The organism is Pseudonocardia abyssalis (assembly GCF_019263705.2).
GTDB lineage: Bacteria > Actinomycetota > Actinomycetes > Mycobacteriales > Pseudonocardiaceae > Pseudonocardia > Pseudonocardia abyssalis.
The window spans coordinates 378,309-394,158 of sequence record NZ_JADQDK010000001.1 but is presented as its reverse complement, the minus strand read 5'-3'; the positions used below and the strand labels follow the sequence as shown (position 1 = coordinate 394,158).

The 15,850-nt window shown below is 74.9% G+C and carries 13 protein-coding genes; 5 read left to right on the top strand and 8 right to left on the bottom strand.

Features of this window, described 5'->3' with window-relative positions:
* Positions 1 to 21 precede the first annotated feature (21 nt).
* Entirely contained in the window at positions 22 to 1,431 is a 1,410-nt protein-coding gene (locus tag I4I81_RS01875) for a Dyp-type peroxidase (protein WP_218602147.1), read from the top strand.
* Here I4I81_RS01875 and I4I81_RS01870 read toward each other — a convergent pair.
* A complete protein-coding gene (locus I4I81_RS01870; RefSeq protein ID WP_218602148.1) occupies positions 1,424 to 1,834 on the bottom strand; it encodes a tautomerase family protein in 411 nt (136 codons plus the stop codon). The two genes, I4I81_RS01875 and I4I81_RS01870, sit on opposite strands and share 8 nt — an antisense overlap.
* Before the next feature lie 63 nt (positions 1,835 to 1,897).
* A complete protein-coding gene (locus tag I4I81_RS01865; RefSeq protein WP_218602149.1) occupies positions 1,898 to 2,356 on the bottom strand; it encodes a MarR family winged helix-turn-helix transcriptional regulator in 459 nt (152 codons plus the stop codon).
* A 64-nt stretch (positions 2,357 to 2,420) separates the two neighbouring features.
* Here I4I81_RS01865 and I4I81_RS01860 point away from each other — a divergent pair, with 64 nt between their 5' ends.
* From I4I81_RS01860 to I4I81_RS01845, 4 genes are all read left to right on the top strand, one after another.
* Positions 2,421 to 3,509, top strand: coding sequence for a substrate-binding domain-containing protein (locus I4I81_RS01860; protein WP_225924456.1), 1,089 nt, complete (start codon positions 2,421 to 2,423; stop codon positions 3,507 to 3,509).
* A gap of 101 nt (positions 3,510 to 3,610) precedes the next feature.
* The gene (locus I4I81_RS01855) at positions 3,611 to 3,859 is read left to right on the top strand and encodes a zinc ribbon domain-containing protein (RefSeq protein WP_218602150.1); all 249 of its coding nucleotides are present in this window, start codon (positions 3,611 to 3,613) and stop codon (positions 3,857 to 3,859) included.
* Positions 3,860 to 3,940: 81 nt separating this feature from the next.
* A complete protein-coding gene (fmdA, locus tag I4I81_RS01850) occupies positions 3,941 to 5,194 on the top strand; it encodes a formamidase (protein ID WP_218602151.1) in 1,254 nt (417 codons plus the stop codon).
* A gap of 9 nt (positions 5,195 to 5,203) precedes the next feature.
* On the top strand, positions 5,204 to 6,307 hold the full coding sequence (locus I4I81_RS01845; RefSeq protein ID WP_218602152.1) for an urea transporter: 1,104 nt from the start codon (positions 5,204 to 5,206) through the stop codon (positions 6,305 to 6,307).
* Here the strand turns inward: I4I81_RS01845 and I4I81_RS01840 are convergent.
* From I4I81_RS01840 to I4I81_RS31120, 6 genes are all read right to left on the bottom strand, one after another.
* A complete protein-coding gene (locus tag I4I81_RS01840; RefSeq protein WP_218602153.1) occupies positions 6,297 to 8,258 on the bottom strand; it encodes a cyclic nucleotide-binding and patatin-like phospholipase domain-containing protein in 1,962 nt (653 codons plus the stop codon). The two genes, I4I81_RS01845 and I4I81_RS01840, sit on opposite strands and share 11 nt — an antisense overlap.
* Positions 8,255 to 9,010, bottom strand: coding sequence for a MinD/ParA family ATP-binding protein (locus I4I81_RS01835; protein WP_218615756.1), 756 nt, complete (start codon positions 9,008 to 9,010; stop codon positions 8,255 to 8,257). Before I4I81_RS01835 ends, I4I81_RS01840 begins: the two co-directional genes overlap by 4 nt.
* The gene (locus I4I81_RS01830; protein WP_218615755.1) at positions 9,007 to 9,732 is read right to left on the bottom strand and encodes a response regulator; all 726 of its coding nucleotides are present in this window, start codon (positions 9,730 to 9,732) and stop codon (positions 9,007 to 9,009) included. The genes I4I81_RS01835 and I4I81_RS01830 overlap by 4 nt, the downstream gene beginning before the upstream one ends.
* Positions 9,729 to 9,905, bottom strand: coding sequence for a hypothetical protein (locus tag I4I81_RS01825; RefSeq protein ID WP_218615754.1), 177 nt, complete (start codon positions 9,903 to 9,905; stop codon positions 9,729 to 9,731). Before I4I81_RS01825 ends, I4I81_RS01830 begins: the two co-directional genes overlap by 4 nt.
* A 10-nt stretch (positions 9,906 to 9,915) precedes the next feature.
* Entirely contained in the window at positions 9,916 to 12,951 is a 3,036-nt protein-coding gene (locus tag I4I81_RS01820) for a hybrid sensor histidine kinase/response regulator (protein WP_218615753.1), read from the bottom strand.
* 199 nt (positions 12,952 to 13,150) lie between these two features.
* Positions 13,151 to 15,838 (bottom strand): helix-turn-helix transcriptional regulator, encoded by a 2,688-nt coding sequence (locus I4I81_RS31120; RefSeq protein ID WP_218601595.1) that lies wholly within the window; start codon positions 15,836 to 15,838, stop codon positions 13,151 to 13,153.
* Positions 15,839 to 15,850 lie beyond the last annotated feature (12 nt).

The following is a 15,850-nucleotide window of genomic DNA, read 5'->3' as shown; positions in this document are numbered from 1 at the left end:
CACCACTCCCGGAGACACCCGATGCCACTCGCGCTGAACCGTTCCCTGTCCTGGACGTCCGCCACCGGAGCCGACCGCACGCTGCTCGACGAGCTCCAGCCGAACATCCTGCGCCCGCACGTCCGCGAGCACCTGACGATCCTGCTCCTGCGCTTCGACGACCGGGTCACGGCCGCCGCCTTCCTCGGCCCGCTCGTCACCCTGATGAAGTCGACCCGGACCCACCTCGAGGAGGTGGAGGCGTTCCGGGCCGACGGCACCCCCGGCAGCCCCTACGTCGGGGTCGGTCTCACCGCGGGCGGCTACGCCCTGCTCGACGTGCCGGAGGCGGCGCGGCCGGCGGACGCACGGTTCCGCGCCGGGATGAAGGCGTCCCGCGGCGCGCTGCACGACCCGCCCGTCGCGGTCTGGGAGCCGCCGTACCGCGAGGACGTCCATGCCGTCGTCCTCGTCGGCGACGCCACCGACGCGGCGATGTCGACCCGGCTGAACGAGGTGCTCGACCTGGTCCCGGACAGCGGCGTCACCGTGGTCGGGCAGGAGACCGGCCGCGGGCAGCACAACGCCGCGGGCGACGGGATCGAGCACTTCGGCTACGTCGACGGCCGCAGCCAGCCGCTCTTCCTCGACGAGGACGTCGCGAAGGAGGGCGACGGGACCGTCGGGGCGACGGTCTGGGATCCGCGGTTCACCCTCGACCGCGTGCTCGTGCCGGACACCGCGGCGCCCGACCCCGGCCTGCACCACGGCAGCTACCTCGTCCTGCGCAAGCTGGAGCAGGACGTCCGCCGGTTCAAGGAGGCCGAGCAGGCGCTGGCCGACGAGCTGGGCCTGGTCGGCGAGGACCGCGAACGCGCGGGCGCGATGATCGTCGGACGGTTCGAGGACGGGACGCCGGTGACGACCGACCGCGAGGCCGGCGCTCCGCTTCCGGTGACGAACAACTTCCGTTACGACACCGACGACCGGGGCGCACGGTGCCCCTTCCAGGGCCACATCCGCAAGACCAACCCGCGCGGCACCGGCGGCTTCGAACAGCCGCAGGACGAGCGGCAGCACATCATGGCCCGACGCGGCCAGACCTACGGCGAGCGCCTCGACGACCCCGGGGGCGACGTCCCGCCGTCGGCCCGGCCGACCGGCGGCGTCGGTCTGCTCTTCATGGCGTTCAACGTCGACATCGCCGACCAGTTCGAGTTCACGCAGCGGTCGTGGGCCAACAACCCGGGCTTCCCGAAGGTGCCCGGTGACCGCTTCGCCCCGGGACTGGACCTGGTGATCGGCCAGGGCCGGCGCCCGGAGGCCGGATGGGGCCCGGTGTGGGGTGCGGACGGGCAGGCGGCGGCCGATCCCGCCGCGCAGGCCGTGACGCTCCGGGGCGGCGAGTACTTCTTCATGCCCTCGCTGGCCTTCCTGCGCGGCCTCAGCTGACCGCGCCCGCCGCCCGATCCGCGATCTCCGCGCGGCGGGCGGCACTGGCCGGCTGCCCGGCGATCCCCCAGTCGTCGGGATCGACCTGGATGATCCGCCCGCGGACCACCCCCCGGTCGACGCCCAGCACGTCGACGACGATGTCGGTGAACGAGGCGAGCAGCCGGTGCCGCTGCTGCGCGGGGCGCCCGGTCAGCACGATCGCGGTGAAGTACGGCGCGGTGACGCCGGGCTCCCCGCCCGCCGTCCAGTGCTCGGGGCGGTGCAGCGTCAGGTACGCCCGGATCCGCGGCAGCGGTGAGTCGAGCACCTCGGCGTACCGGGCGCTGAGCGCGGCGAGCAGCGCGGAGTGCTGGGCGGGGGTGTGCGCCCCCTCGACGAGATGCACCTCGACGATCGGCATGCGGTCACCGTAGGGAGCAGCGCGGTGTCCGCCAAGCGGCGCGTTCCGCGGCGGGGACCGCCGTCAGGACGTCGGGACGGAGGCCGGGCTGCGGGTCAGCCCGTGCGCCAGGCGCCCCAGCAGGTCGTCGAGCAGTGCGGCGTCGGGACCGAGGAGGTCGCGGAACTCCTGCCGCACCGCCGCCGAGGCGGCGTCCCACGCGGCCAGCGCCTGGCGCCCGCGCGGGGTGACGGCGATGAGCACGCGCCTGCGGTCGTGCTCGTCGGTGCGGCGCAGCACGAGGTTGGCCGAGACCATCCGGTCGACGAGCTTGCTCAGCTTGGGGGCCAGGAGCAGCGCGTGGTCGGCCACCGCGTTCATCGGGCAGCCGCCCCGCTCGGCGAGCAGGGACAGGATCCGCCACTGGTCGATGTCGCCGTCGTGGGCCCGCAGCGCGTCGTCGAGCCGCTGCGAGACGGCCCGCTCGACCAGGGAGAGCAGCCGCAGCGGGTCGGGAGTGGAGCGCTCCGGGGCGGCGGCCATCGCGCGATGATATCCCTGCGATCGGAGTAGCGGCAGCGCGGCGATCCGTGACTAGCGTGTCGCCATGAGTCCGACGCCCCTGCGGGTCCCGCCGCCGTCGGGAAGCGGCGTGCTCAACATGGCACTGGTCGTGCCGCTGCACGGGCCAGCGGGGATCTTCGGGCCGTCGTGCGAGAGCTGCGCCGCGCTCGCCGTCGAGGAGATCAACGCCGACGGCGGGGTGCTGGGTCGCGAGCTGAACCTCGTGCCCGTCGACGGCGGGAACGCCCCCGACGTCGTCGCCACCGAGGTCGACGCGCTGATCCGGGCCGGTGCGGTCGAGGCCGTCACCGGCTGGCACATCTCCGCGGTCCGCGAGGCGATCGCCCCGGTGATCGCCGGGCGCATCCCGTACGCGTACACCGCGCTCTACGAGGGCGGCGAGAACCGGCCGGGCGTGTTCATGACCGGCGAGACCCCCGACCAGCAGCTCGGCCCGTCGCTGGACTGGTTCGCCGACGCCGTCGGCGTCCGGACGTGGACGATCGTCGGGGACGACTACGTGTGGCCGCGACGCTCCGCCCGGGTCGCCCGCCGGTACCTGCGGAGCATCGGCGGCACCGTCTGCGACGAGATGTACGTGCCGCTGGGCACCTCCGAGTTCTCCGACGTCCTGCACCGGGTCGAGGCGAGCGGCTGCGACGCCGTGCTGATGCTGCTCATCGGCGACGACGCCGTCGCGTTCAACCGGGCGTTCAGCGCGTGGGGCCTCGACCGCGACGTCCTGCGCTTCAGCTCGCTGATCGACGAGAACGTCCTGCTCGCCTCGGGCGCGGGCAGCACCCGCGGTCTGATGACGGCCGCGGGGTTCTTCGACGACCTCCCGACGGCGTCGGGCCTCGACTTCGCCGCCACGTACTCGCGGCGGTTCGGCCCGGACGCGCCGGTGCTGAACAGCCTGGGCGAGTCCTGCTACGAGGGCGTGCGGTTGCTCACCGAGCTCATGCGCCGCGCGGGATCGGTCGACGTCCCACCGATGACGGCGGTGGCCGAGGGGCTGTCCTACGAGAGCCCGCGCGGCACCGTCGAACTGCGCGACCGGCACCTGCGCCAGCGGGTGTTCCTGGCCGCGGCCGACGGGATGGTCTGGGACGTGCTGCAGCAGCTCCGTTGACATCCGGTGTGACCGCCACTACTTTCCCAGGAAACTGTTTCCGGCGCTCACCTGGGGATTCGATGGCGACGTACACCTATCGCTGCACGGCTGACGGGTCCGTGGACATCGGTCTCCCGATCGGCACGGCGCCGGAGACGATCCCCTGCCCGGCCTGCGGCACCTCGGCCGGGCGGGTCTTCACCGCGCCGATGCTCGGGCTCGCCGACCGCCGCCGGACGGCCGTGCTCGACCACACCGAGGCCTCGCGGTCGGCGCCGCCCGTCGTGACGTCGCTCCCGACGTCGACGGCCCGCCGCGCCCCGGCTCCGCGGCTCGACCCGCGCACCGCCCGGCTCCCCCGGCCCTGACCCGCTCCACGACCGACCCCGCTCCACGACCGACCCGCTCCACGACCTCCGCTTGTCACCGATGAGGAGTGCTGATCCGCCATGCCCGAACTCGTGTTCCCGCTCGACTCGACGAAGTCCTTCACCGACCAGGCGATCGTGGGCCACAACCGCTGGCACCCCGACATCCCGGCGAAGGTCACGGTGAAGCCGGGCGACTCGTTCCGGGTGCACTGCCGGGAGTGGTTCGACGGCGCGATCCACAACGACGACTCCGCCGACGACATCCTCAACGCCCCGCTGGCGGGCGTGCACGTGCTCTCCGGCCCGATCGCCGTCGAGGGGGCGCAGCCCGGTGACCTGCTCATCGTCGACATCCTCGACGTCGGCCCGATCCCGCAGGAGGACTCCGGCCCGCTCGCCGGGCAGGGCTGGGGCTACACCGGTGTGTTCGCGACGCGCAACGGCGGCGGGTTCCTCACCGAGCAGTTCCCCGACGCCTACAAGGTGGTCTGGGACTTCACCGGGGGCGTCGCGACCTCGCGGCACGTCCCGGGCGTCGCGTTCACCGGCATCGTGCACCCCGGCCTCATGGGCACCGCCCCGTCGGCCGCGCTGCTCTCGCGGTGGAACGCCCGCGAGCAGGCACTGATCGACACCGACCCGCAGCGGGTTCCGCCGCTGGCCCTGCCCCCGCTGCCGGACTCGGCGATCCTGGGCGACCTCACCGGCGCGGAGCACGACCGCGTCGCGGCCGAGGCGGCGCGGACGGCACCACCCCGGGAGAACGGCGGCAACCAGGACATCAAGAACCTGACCAGGGGGTCGCGGGTGTTCTACCCGGTCTTCGTCGACGGCGCGAAGCTGTCGATGGGCGACCTGCACTTCTCCCAGGGCGACGGTGAGATCACGTTCTGCGGCGCGATCGAGATGGGCGGGTTCATGGACCTGCGCGTCGACCTGATCAAGGGCGGGATGGAGACCTACGGGGTGTCCGAGAACGCGATCTTCATGCCGGGCCGGACGGACCCGCAGTACAGCGAGTGGCTCGCGTTCTCCGGAACCTCGGTGACGCTCGACGGGGAGCAGCGCTACCTCGACTCGCACCTGTCCTACCAGCGCGCCTGCCTGCACGCGATCGACTACCTGCAGAAGTTCGGCTACAGCGCCATCCAGGCGTACATGATCCTGGGTGCCGCCCCGATCGAGGGCCGTCTGTCGGGTGTGGTGGACATCCCGAACTCCTGCTCCACGGTCTACCTGCCGACCGAGATCTTCGACTTCGACGTCCGGCCGGGCAAGAACGGCCCGCACCAGGTCGACCCGGGCATGGGCGTCCCCATGTCCGCGGGCTGAGGCCCGGCCGTGACGGGCGGGAGCCGGGCCGCCGGCTGGGTCGACGGGACGGCGCCGCTGGTCCAGGAGCGCCTGGCGGCACTACCGCCGCTGGCGTTCGTGGAGTCCTGCCTGCGCGGCGTCGGGCAGGTCATGTTCATGAACAACCCGTTCACCGGGCTGCTCGTGCTGCTCGCGGCCTGGATCCACGACCCGTGGCTCGGGTTCGGCGGCACGCTCGGCGTCGCGGTCTCCACCCTGGTCGCGATCGCGATGGGGTTCGACCGCGACGCCGTCCGGGCCGGGCTGTTCGGCTTCAACGGGGTGCTGTGCGGGCTGGCGCTGGCCACGTTCCTGTCCCCGCCGTGGGACGGCGTGTCCACGGTGTGGATCGTCGTCGTCAGCGCCGGGTCGTCGCTCGCGATGGCGGGGCTGGCCGCGCTGTTCGCGATCTGGGGCGTGCCGCCGTTCACGCTGGCGTTCAACATCTCCGTGCTGCTGTTCCTCGTCACCGGTCTGAACGTGGCGCGCGGCAACGTCGGGGAGCTCGTCTCCCCCGCCTCGCCCGCCGTCACCGGCCCGTCGGTGTCGACCGTGCTGCGCGAGTCCGCCGACGCCGTCGGGAGTACGGACGCGCTCGCGGTGCTCAACGCGGTGTTCCGCGGCATCGCGCAGCTGTTCTTCGTCAACAGCATCCTGGGCGGGGTGATCGTGCTCGTCGCGATCGCGGTGTGCTCGCGGATCGCGGCGCTGTTCGCCGTGGCGGGGTCGGCGGTCGGGATGCTGGTCGGGATGGCGCTGGGCGCCGACGGGGTCGCGATCTACAACGGGTTGTGGGGCTTCAACTCCTACGACGCCTGCCTCGCGATCGCCGGTGTGTTCTACGTGCTGAGCTGGCGCTCGGCCCTGCTCGGGCTGGCCTGCGCGGGGTACACCGCACTGCTGTTCGGGGCGATCGGGTCGTTCCTGGGGCCGTGGGGGCTCCCGGCGATGACGCTGCCGTTCTGCCTCGGCGTGCTCACCTTCGTGATGCTCCGCGACGCGGCACCGCACCGGTTCACGTGGGTGCCTCCCGGGGAGATCACGACGCCGGAGGAGCACCGGCGTCGCGACCGGGAGGCGGTCAGGGGCTGACCGCCGCGTGGTTCTGCGCCAGCGCCTCGACCGCGTACTCGTAGGCGGGCCCGACCAGACCCGGGCCCGCGGCGAAGTCCAGCAGTCCCGACCGGCCGACCGGGGGCGTCAGCAGCTCCACCGACCGGCTGCCGAGGCGGTCGCGCTGCAGGCGGGCGGTCGACAGCGACATGCTGCGGACGACCACGTCGCCGATCCGCGGCACGCGCATGCGCGGGGTGAACGGGTTGAGTCGCGACGCCAGCACCCGCCAGCCGGACACGGAGAGATCGAACTCCGCGGGCGGCCTCCGGCCGCCGCCGGTCGGTTGCAGGTTGACCGCGACGATCGGGCCGTCGCCGACCACCCCCGCCATGACGTCGACGGGCAGGTTGTTCATCACCCCGCCGTCGACGAGGAGCTGGGTGCCGTCGTGCACCGGCGGGTAGACACCGGGGATCGCGATGCTCGCCCGGATCGCACGCCAGGTCGGGCCGCTGTCGTGCACGACCTCGCGGGCCTGGCTCAGCGACGCGGACACCGCGAAGTAGGGCAGCCACAGGTCCTCGATCAGGCCGGCGAACGACGGCTCCTCCCGCAGCAGGCGGGTCACCTTGCGCCCCGAGGACATCGCCACGAACGGCGGGGTGAACCCGACCATCGACCCCTGCTCCACCATCGCCGCGCAGGCCTGGCGGACCCGCTGCTCGTGGTCGAGCCCGTCGGCGTAGAACCCGGCCATGAGCGACCCGATGCTCGCGCCACCGACGGCGTCGACGGGAATGCCCGCCTCGTCGAGGGCCTGCATGACGCCCAGGTGGGCGAACCCGCGCACGCCGCCCCCGGCCAGGACCAGACCGCGCGCGGCGCCGGAGAGGAACCGGGCCACCCGCGCCGTGTCGCGCGGGTCGCCGTGCCGGACGTGGTGGTGCCGGGTGATCCCCCGGTCGGCCAGCCACGCCGCGGTCCCCGACGGCGCCGACGTGCCCGCGGGGTGCAGCAGCACCAGATCACGCCGCCGCTCCCCCGCGACCTGGGCCAGCGCCCGCTCCGCGGGCCCGGTGGCGGGGTCGTCCCCGGCGTGCGCGACCAGCACCACCCGGTCGGCCTGGCGCACGCAGCGCCGCGTCCACTCGGTGTCGCCGTCGTCGGCGCGGTAGAGGACGAACCGGTGCGCCGCCTCGACCCGCTGGAGCCAGGCCAGCAGCCGGCCGTTGCGCGGGTCTGCGGGCTCGGTGCCCGACGCACCCGGTCCGACGGCCGCGTCGACCGACGCCGAGGACACCTCGATCGCCTCGGACCCCCTCCCCCGGCCGAGCGCCGTCACCAGAGCGGCGACCAGCTCGTCGGGAACCCGGCCCGATCCGGCCGGGAGCAGGACGATCGTGGTCCCCGGAGCGGGCGACCCGGCGGCCGGCACGTCGACCGCTCCCCCCTCGGCGCGCAGCAGGGCCCGGCACAGCCCGAGCAGCGACGCCGGGTGCGCCGCGGCGAACCGCTCGAACCCGGCCACCCCCATGCGCAGCACGAGCGAGTCGCGCACGGCGTGCACGTGCGTGCCGGTCGGCGTGTCGGCCTGCAGCAGCGCTGCGGCCCCCACGACCTGCCCCGGGCCGATCTCCCGGGTCCCGTTCCCGGACCGCACCGCGAGGCGTCCGTAGGCGACCAGGTGCAGCGCGTCCGGTACCCCGGCGGCGTCGAGCACCACCTCCCCGGCCGCGACGTGCACCGGGTCGAGCACGACGAACAGCTCCCGCAACGCGACCCGGTCGAGCCCGCCGAACACCTCGGTGCCGGCGAGGAAGTCGAGCACCTCGCTGCGTGGTTCGGAACTGCGTGGTTCGGAACTGCGTGGTTCGGAGCTGTCCGGCTCGGTACCCGACCAGCTCTCCGTCAGCAGCAGCAGCGGGCGGCGGCGGCGGGTGGACCCGACCCCGGCCGCGATCCGCTGCCGGTCGAAGAAATCGGTCATGCCCGCACCCCGACCAGCTGGTCCGCCAGCTGCGCGTAGAGCGCGGCCACCGGGTGGTCCGGGTGGTGCAGGACGAAGATCCCGCCGCTGGAGAGCACCATCAGCTCTTCGGAGTGCGGGACGACCGCGGCCACGGGTGTGTCGTAGGCCCGCGCCACCTGCTGCGCGACCTGCGCGGCGTCGAACGACTCCGGTGTCTTGTTCACCACCAGCACCGTGCGGGGCACGGCGAGCCTGCGCGCCACGCTCACCGTGACGTGGGTCCCCTCGTAGTCCTGGTGGTCCGGGCGCAGCACGATCGCGAGCGCGTCGGACATCGCGATCGACAGCAGCGTCTCCTCGTTGAGCCCGGGGTGGGTGTCGAGCAGCAGCACGTCGAGCTCCAGGTCCACGGCCAGCGACCGGACCCCCTCGCCGAGCAGCCCGACGTCGTAGCCCTCGGCCATGATCCGGGCGATGTCGTGCGGCGCGACGCTGGACGGGACCAGCCAGATCCGGCCCGGCACACCGGGCGGGGTCACCTCGCGGGCCGCGTCGCGCAGCGGGTGGCGGCCCCACAGGAAGCCGTCCAGGTGGTGGTCCAGCCCGTCCTGGTCGACCCCGAAGAGCACGTGGATGCCCGGGGAGAGGATGTCGAGGTCGACCACCCCCACCCGCAGCCCACGCCCGGCCAGCACCGCCGCGACGTTCGCGGTGGTGTTGGACTTTCCGGTGCCGCCCCGGAAGGAGTGGACGGACACGATGGACGTCATGGGGTTCCCCCGTTCTGCCGGCCCGGCCCCGAGCGCAGGTCCGCGGCTCGGCGTTGCAGGTCGGCGAAGTAGTCGGTCTCGGTGATGGCCGCGACGGCCCGCGCCGAGCGGGCCTCGTCGATCTCGATGCGCAGGGCGCCGACCTGGGCGCGCAACCGCTGCTCGCGCTGCGCGACCTCGTGCGCCATCCGTCCGAACACCCGGGCCAGCAGGCCGAGGGCGTCGCCGCGGTCGGCGACACCGTCGAGGCTGCCGACCCGGAACTCCCCGCGCTCGACGTCGGCGGCCGCGTCGACGACGTGCCCGACCTGCTCGCGGTACTCCCGCTCCAGATCAGCGAGGCGCTTGCGGGCCAGCCCGGACCGCAGGCGCGCGCGCAGCACCGCGGGGTCGAACGGCTTGGGCAGGAAGTCGTCGGCCCCGAGCTCGATGCAGCGCACCACGCCGTCACGGTCGTCGGACCCGGAGATGACGACGACCGGCAGCGCCGCCGTCGCGGGGTCGGCCCGCATCCGCGCCAGCACCGCGTAGCCGTCGAGGACGGGCATGACGATGTCGAGCAGCACCAGGTCGAACCCGCCGCCCGAGACCAGCTCCCAGCCCTGCCCGCCGTCGACGGCGACCTCCACGTCGAGGCCCTCCCGCTCCAGTGCACGGCGCAGCAGCAGGCGGTTCATCGGGTCGTCGTCGACGACGAGCACCCTCCCCCGCAGGTCGCTCATCGGGTGACCGCGTCGGGGGTGCGGGGTTCGAGCAGCCGCAGCAGATCCATCCAGCCGGAGAAGGGCACGGGATCGGCGCTGCCGGGACGCCCGACCGTGCCCACCACCCGGCCGTCCGGGGTGGGGCGGATCTCGACGACGAACCGCTCGCCCGCCGTGCTCTCGATCTCCATCGGTCCTCCCCTACACGGCCGGCTCGGCGGCCGGCAGCTCGCGCAGCACGGCAGCGACCCGGGCGCCGATCTCCTCGACGAGCGCTCCTTGCGGCCCGCCGGACTCCAGCGCGCGGCAGGCGTCGGCCAGGCGGACGGCGCCGAGCGTCGCGGCGTTGGAGCGCAGCGTGTGCGCGACCATCCGGACCTCCCCGGCGTCCCCCGACCGCAGGCGGGTCACCAGTTTCGGCAGCTCGTCGACCGCGGCGGCCACCAGCTCGGCGACGACCTCGGCACCATCCGCCCCGAACGACCGGGCGAGCTCCGCGAGCACCGCCGGATCCAGCTCCGGCGCGGTTGCCGGACCGGGGACCCGCCGCAGGATCTCCGCCAGCCCGTCGAGCCGGATCGGCTTGGCCAGGTAGTCGTCCATGCCCGCGGCCAGGCACATCTCGCGGTCACCGTCCATCGCGTTGGCGGTGACGGCGACGAGCCACGGGCCCCGTCCGGCGCCCGCGCGGATCCGGCGGGCCGCCTCCAGCCCGTCCATCTCCGGCATCTGGACGTCGAGCAGCACGGCGTCGTAGGGGCGGGCGGCGACGGCGTCGAGAACCTCCCGCCCGGTGGCGGCGACGTCGGCGGTGTGCCCGAGCTTCGCGAGCATGGCGAGGGCGAGCGTGCGGTTGACGGGGTTGTCCTCGGCGAGCAGCAGCCGCAGACCCGACGCCGGGGTGGGCGCGGCCGCGGGGGCCTCGGCGGGGGAGGCCGGTGTCCCGAGCAGCGTGCAGAGCACCTCGGCGAGCCGGGCCCGCTTCACCGGTTTCCTCACCCACGCCTCGACCGCGGCGCCGTCGCGCGCACCACCCAGCGACGACAGGCAGGCGACCGGGGGCCCGCCGTGCGCGCGCAGCCGCGTCGCGAGGGTGCCGCCGTCCATCTCCGGCATGACGTGGTCGAGCAGCGCGACGTCGTAGAGCTCACCCCCGACGACCCGCGCCAGCGCGTCGAGCGGCGACCCGGTGTCGTCGACGGCCATCCCCCAGGACGCGCACTGCGCGGCGAGGATCCGCCGGTTCGTCGCGTTGTCGTCGACGACGAGGACGCGGCGCCCGGCCAGGCTCGCCGGTGTCACCTCGGCCGGGACCGGTGCGGTCGGTACCGCCACGGCGAACCCGAACGTCGTGCCGCGCCCGACCTCGCTGTGCACCCACACCCGCCCGCCCATCAGCTCGGCGAGCCGCCGGGAGATCGCGAGGCCCAGCCCGGTGCCGCCGTGGCGACGGGTCGTGGAGACGTCGAGCTGGCTGAACGAGCGGAACAGGCGGTCGAGCCGGTCGGCCGGGATACCCGGGCCGGTGTCGGTGACCTCCACCGACAGCCCGTCCGGCTCCACCGTCACCCCCACCACGACCTCGCCGCGCGCAGTGAACTTCACCGCGTTGCCGACGAGGTTGACCAGGATCTGCCGCAGCCGCGTCGGGTCGCCGAGCACGGCCTGCGGGACGTCCGGCGCCACCGCGCAGACCAGCTCGATCCCCTTCTCCGCCGCCCGCGGGGCCAGTAGGTCGAGCGCGCCCTCGACGCAGTCGCGCACGTCGAGCGGCACCGACTCCAGCTCCAGGCGGCCCGCCTCGATCTTCGAGAAGTCCAGGATGTCGTCGATGATCGTCAGCAGGCCGTCGCCGCTCTGCTCGATGACCCGGGCCAGCTCCCGCTGCTCGGCGTCGAGGTCGGTGGTGAGCAGCAGCTCCGTCATCCCGATGACGGCGTTCATCGGGGTCCGGATCTCGTGGCTCATGTTGGCCAGGAACGTGCTCTTGGCCGCGTTCGCGGCGTCGGCGGCGGTGCGGGCCTCCTGCGCCTGCTCGTGCAGCCGGGTGCTCTCGATCGCCCCGGCGAGTTGCCCGGCGACGGTCTCGGCGAGCGCCAGCTCGGCCGGTGTGAACTGCCGGCGGCGCTCGACGGACTCCGCGACGACCATCCCGATCACGTGCCCGCCGCGTCCGAGCAGCGGCGCGACCATGAACCCGCGGACCCCCCGCGCGGCGAGCAGCGCGCGGGTGGCGGGGGCGAGGGTCACCGCGTCGGGGTCGGCGACCGCGACCGCGCGGCGCAGCGCGACCGCCCGCTCCGTCGGCCCTCCGGTGGTCAGCGGGATCTCGGTGCCGACCTGCGAGGGCGCCGGGCCGTCGACGGTGTGGTCGGCGCGGATCACCAGCCGCCCGGCGGCGTCGGACCCGGCACCGTCGGACCCCACCTCCTCGGGCCCCGCCACCTCGGACCCCGCCACCTCGGACCCCGCCACCTCGGACCCCGCCACCTCGGACCCCGCCACCTCGAACCCCGCCACCTCGAACAGCGCCACCGCGGCCCACCGCACCCGGAACAGCGCGGCGATCCGCCGCGCCGCGCCGTCGAGGACGTCCTGCACCGACCCGGCCGTCGCGACCGTCCGGGTGATCGAGCTGAGCGCGGCGAGCTGCTCCCGGTCGCGGGTGAGGCTCTGCGCGATCACCCCGGCGACCGCGGCGATGATCAGGCCGATCCCCATCCGGAAGGTGATCGACACGACCAGGAACGGGTGCCCGTAGACGAGCGTGCCGAACACCTCGCGCAGCGTGTACGCCACGGTGAGCAGCCCGATCGCGACCATCGCCCCGCGCAGCTGGAACCGGACCGCGGCCTCCATCGGCAGCACGTAGAGCACCGCCCAGATCGCGGTCTCGGTGTCGAAGGTGAAGACGAAGACCAGCCCGAGGAACACCGTGCCGTTGAGGACCAGGGCGGCGACACCCGTGCGGCGGGCCCGGCGGACGGTCGTCATCCGCGGGATCAGCGGCCAGATCACCAGGTTTCCGACGGCCAGCAGCGTCAGCAAGCCCAGCGCCAGCTCGAGCATCCCGGGCGGATAGGGCAGGTAGTAGGTGAGGACCTGGGCGAGCCCGAACACGAACCCGCCCCAGCGGATCCGCAGCATCGCGCGCTCGGCGCGGACGAGCCGGGCCAGCTCGGCGGTCGCGAGCGTCTCGAACTCGGCGGACGTGTCGGGTTCGTGGCCGGTCGCCATCGCCAGCCCGCCGCTCCCCCGGGCCGACGAACGGCCCCGACCCGACGAACGACCCGGCGGGCGGCCGGGACCCGGTGACCCGGCCGAGCCCCAGTGCATCGCCACTCCGCCCCCTCGGTCACCGGGTGCCCCCGACCGTGATCGACCCTGGCAGGGCGGGCACCGTGGCGCGCCACGGTGCTCCGTGGGATGCGGTGGGTCAGCCGTCGTCCGCCCCACGGAGCGCCCCACGGAGCTGGGCGCGTGAGCGGATCCCGAACTTGGCGTAGACGTTGCGCAGGTGGAACTCCACGGTGTTCAGGCTGACGATCAGCTCCGCCGCGACCTCGGGGTTGCTCATCCCGGACGCCGCTAGCCGGGCCACGCACAGCTCGCGCGGGGTGAGGGCGCCGGGCTCCCGCGCCGTGCGGCGGGTCGGGGTGAGTCCGCACGCCGCCAGTTCCTCGTCGCAGCGCTCCAGCGCGGGCCGGGCGCCGAGTCGGTCGAGCACCGCGCGGGCCGCACCCAGCGCGTCGGCGGCGGCCCGGCGCCGCCCCGACCGCCGCAGCAGTGCGCCGTGGGTCAGCGCGGTGAGCGCGACGTCGATCTCGGCGCCCGCGCCGCGGGCGTGGTCGGCCGCGTCCCGCAGCGCCCGCTCCGCCCCGATGACGTCGCCGCGCGTGGCCAGCACGCGCCCGCGGACCCGGCCGGCCGCGGTCAGCGCGACCCGGCGCCCCAGCTCCGCTGCGCGGCGCTCGAAGGGGGCCAGCACCCGGTCGGCGTCGTCGGGGCGGCCGAGGTGCACCAGCGCGTCGGCCAGCATGCACGGCCAGTTCGAGACGCCCGGCTCCCCCGCCCGCCCCGCGGCGCGCTCGGCCAGCGGCCCGAGCAGCTCGACGACCCGGGTGTGCGCCCCGCGGGCGTCGGCGACGTTCGCGGCGGCCACGGTGGCCCCGACCCGGTCCAGAGGCAGCCCGGTCGCGGCGGCCGCCGCCGTCGCCGCCGCGACGTGGGCGTCGGCGCGGTCCCACTCGCCGCGCGCCGCGTGCGGCATCGCGGCGTAGGAGTGCAGGCGGGCGAGCATCCAGTCCTGCTCGGCGTCCTCGGCGAGCGCGACGGCCTCCGTCGCGTCGGCGACGGCGCCGTCCCACGCCCCCATCCGGTGCTGCGTCAGCGCGAGGTAACCCTGGGCGTGCAGGCTCGCCACGAACATGCCGCCAGCCCGCAGCGCGGTGACCGCGCCCGCCAGCTCGGTGCGCGCGCCCGCGTGGTCCTCGGTCCACAGCAGCCGGGCGCCCCGGGCCACCGCCGTCGCGAGTTCCGCGGTGGGCGCGATGGACCGGCCGGCCAGCGCCAGGCTGGTGACCAGCGAGACCGACTGTCGCGGGTCCACCGCGAGCGCCCGGTTGCCCCACTCGACGGACTCCGTGGTGCGCAGCTGCAGGTAGTAGAGGTGGCACAGCGCGTCGCAGACCCCGGCCCGGAACCCGGGGTCCGTGTCGTCGGCGACCGCCCACGCGGCCAGCAGCAGCTGCTCGGCCTCGGAGGTGCGCCCCGCGGTGAACGCCAGCAGGCCCCGCACGAAGCGCTCGTGCGCGGACCGCCCACCGGGCACCGCCCTCGCCAGCTCCGTGGCCCGGGACCGCTCGCCCGCGAGAACCAGCAGCTCGACCGCGTCGAGCAGGCCGCGGGTGCGGTCGGCCGCGTCGGGGTACAGCCCCGCCGCGGAGATCAACGTGGCGGCCGCTCGGGACCGCTCGCCCCGCTCGACCTGCTCCCCGGCCAGTGCGCGCAGCTCGTCGGCGAGTCCCCGGTCGCTGCCGCCCGCCGCCGCGACCCGGTGCCGCAGCACCTCGTCGGGCGCGTCGACGATCCGGGCGGCGCGGGCGTGCAGCGCCATCCGGTCGGCGAGGTCCAGGTCGTGGTAGACCGCCGCGCGGATCAGCGCGTGCGGGAAGCGCAACGCGGTGCCGTCGGGGGCCGGGCCGATGGTCACGAGCTTCGCGGTGACGGCAGGGGCGACGACCTCGGCGCCGGTCTCCCCCGCGAGGTCGACGGCGTCGGTGAGCCGGCTGCGCTCCCCCAGCACCGCGGCGGCGGCCACCACCGCCCGGGCGCCCGGCGGGCACTGCGAGAGCCGGCCCAGCACCAGCACGGCGTAGGACATCGGGGACGGGAGCGGGCCCTCCATCGACCGCAGGAGGGCCGGGTCGACCTCCTCGAACAGCGCCCGCGCGTGCAGCGGGACGCCCCCGGTGTGGGCGAGGAGGCGCTGCGCGGCCGGGGGCGGCAGTTCACCCGCCCCGAGCGCCCGCCCGAGCGCGACCAGTCCGTCGACGCCGAGACCGCCCAGGCGCAGCGTCCTCCCGCGGTCACCCGACGCGAGGCCGCGCAGCCGGTCGATCCGGCCGCCGTCGTGCGGGCGGGCGGCGACCAGCGTCAGGACGCGGTCGGAGCCCAGGCGGCGCAGGGCGAAGACCAGGGCCTGCACCGAGGGCACGTCGGCCCAGTGCCCGTCGTCCACGACGACCACGACCGGCCCGCCGCGGTCGCGCAGCCGGTCGAGCAGGGCGACGAGGACGGCCCCGACCACCGGCGGTTCGTCGGCGGGACGCACCTCGACGGCGGGCCCGGCGTCCCCGACCCGGTCGACGGCCCGGGCCAGCTGCTCGACGACGCCGTAGGAGACCAGCTCCTCGGCCTCCTCGCCGCTCGCCCGCAGCACGCCCGTGTTCGGATCGAGGCCGTCCAGGAACGCCTGGACCAGCGCGGTCTTGCCGGAACCGGGGTCGCCCTCGACGACGACCACCTGCGAACGGCCCGCCCGCGCGAGCGCGAGGTGCCCGGCCAGCACCGACAGCTCGCGGTCGCGCCCCACGAACGCGGGTGGATCGGCCAGGACCTCCATGCCGGCGATCAT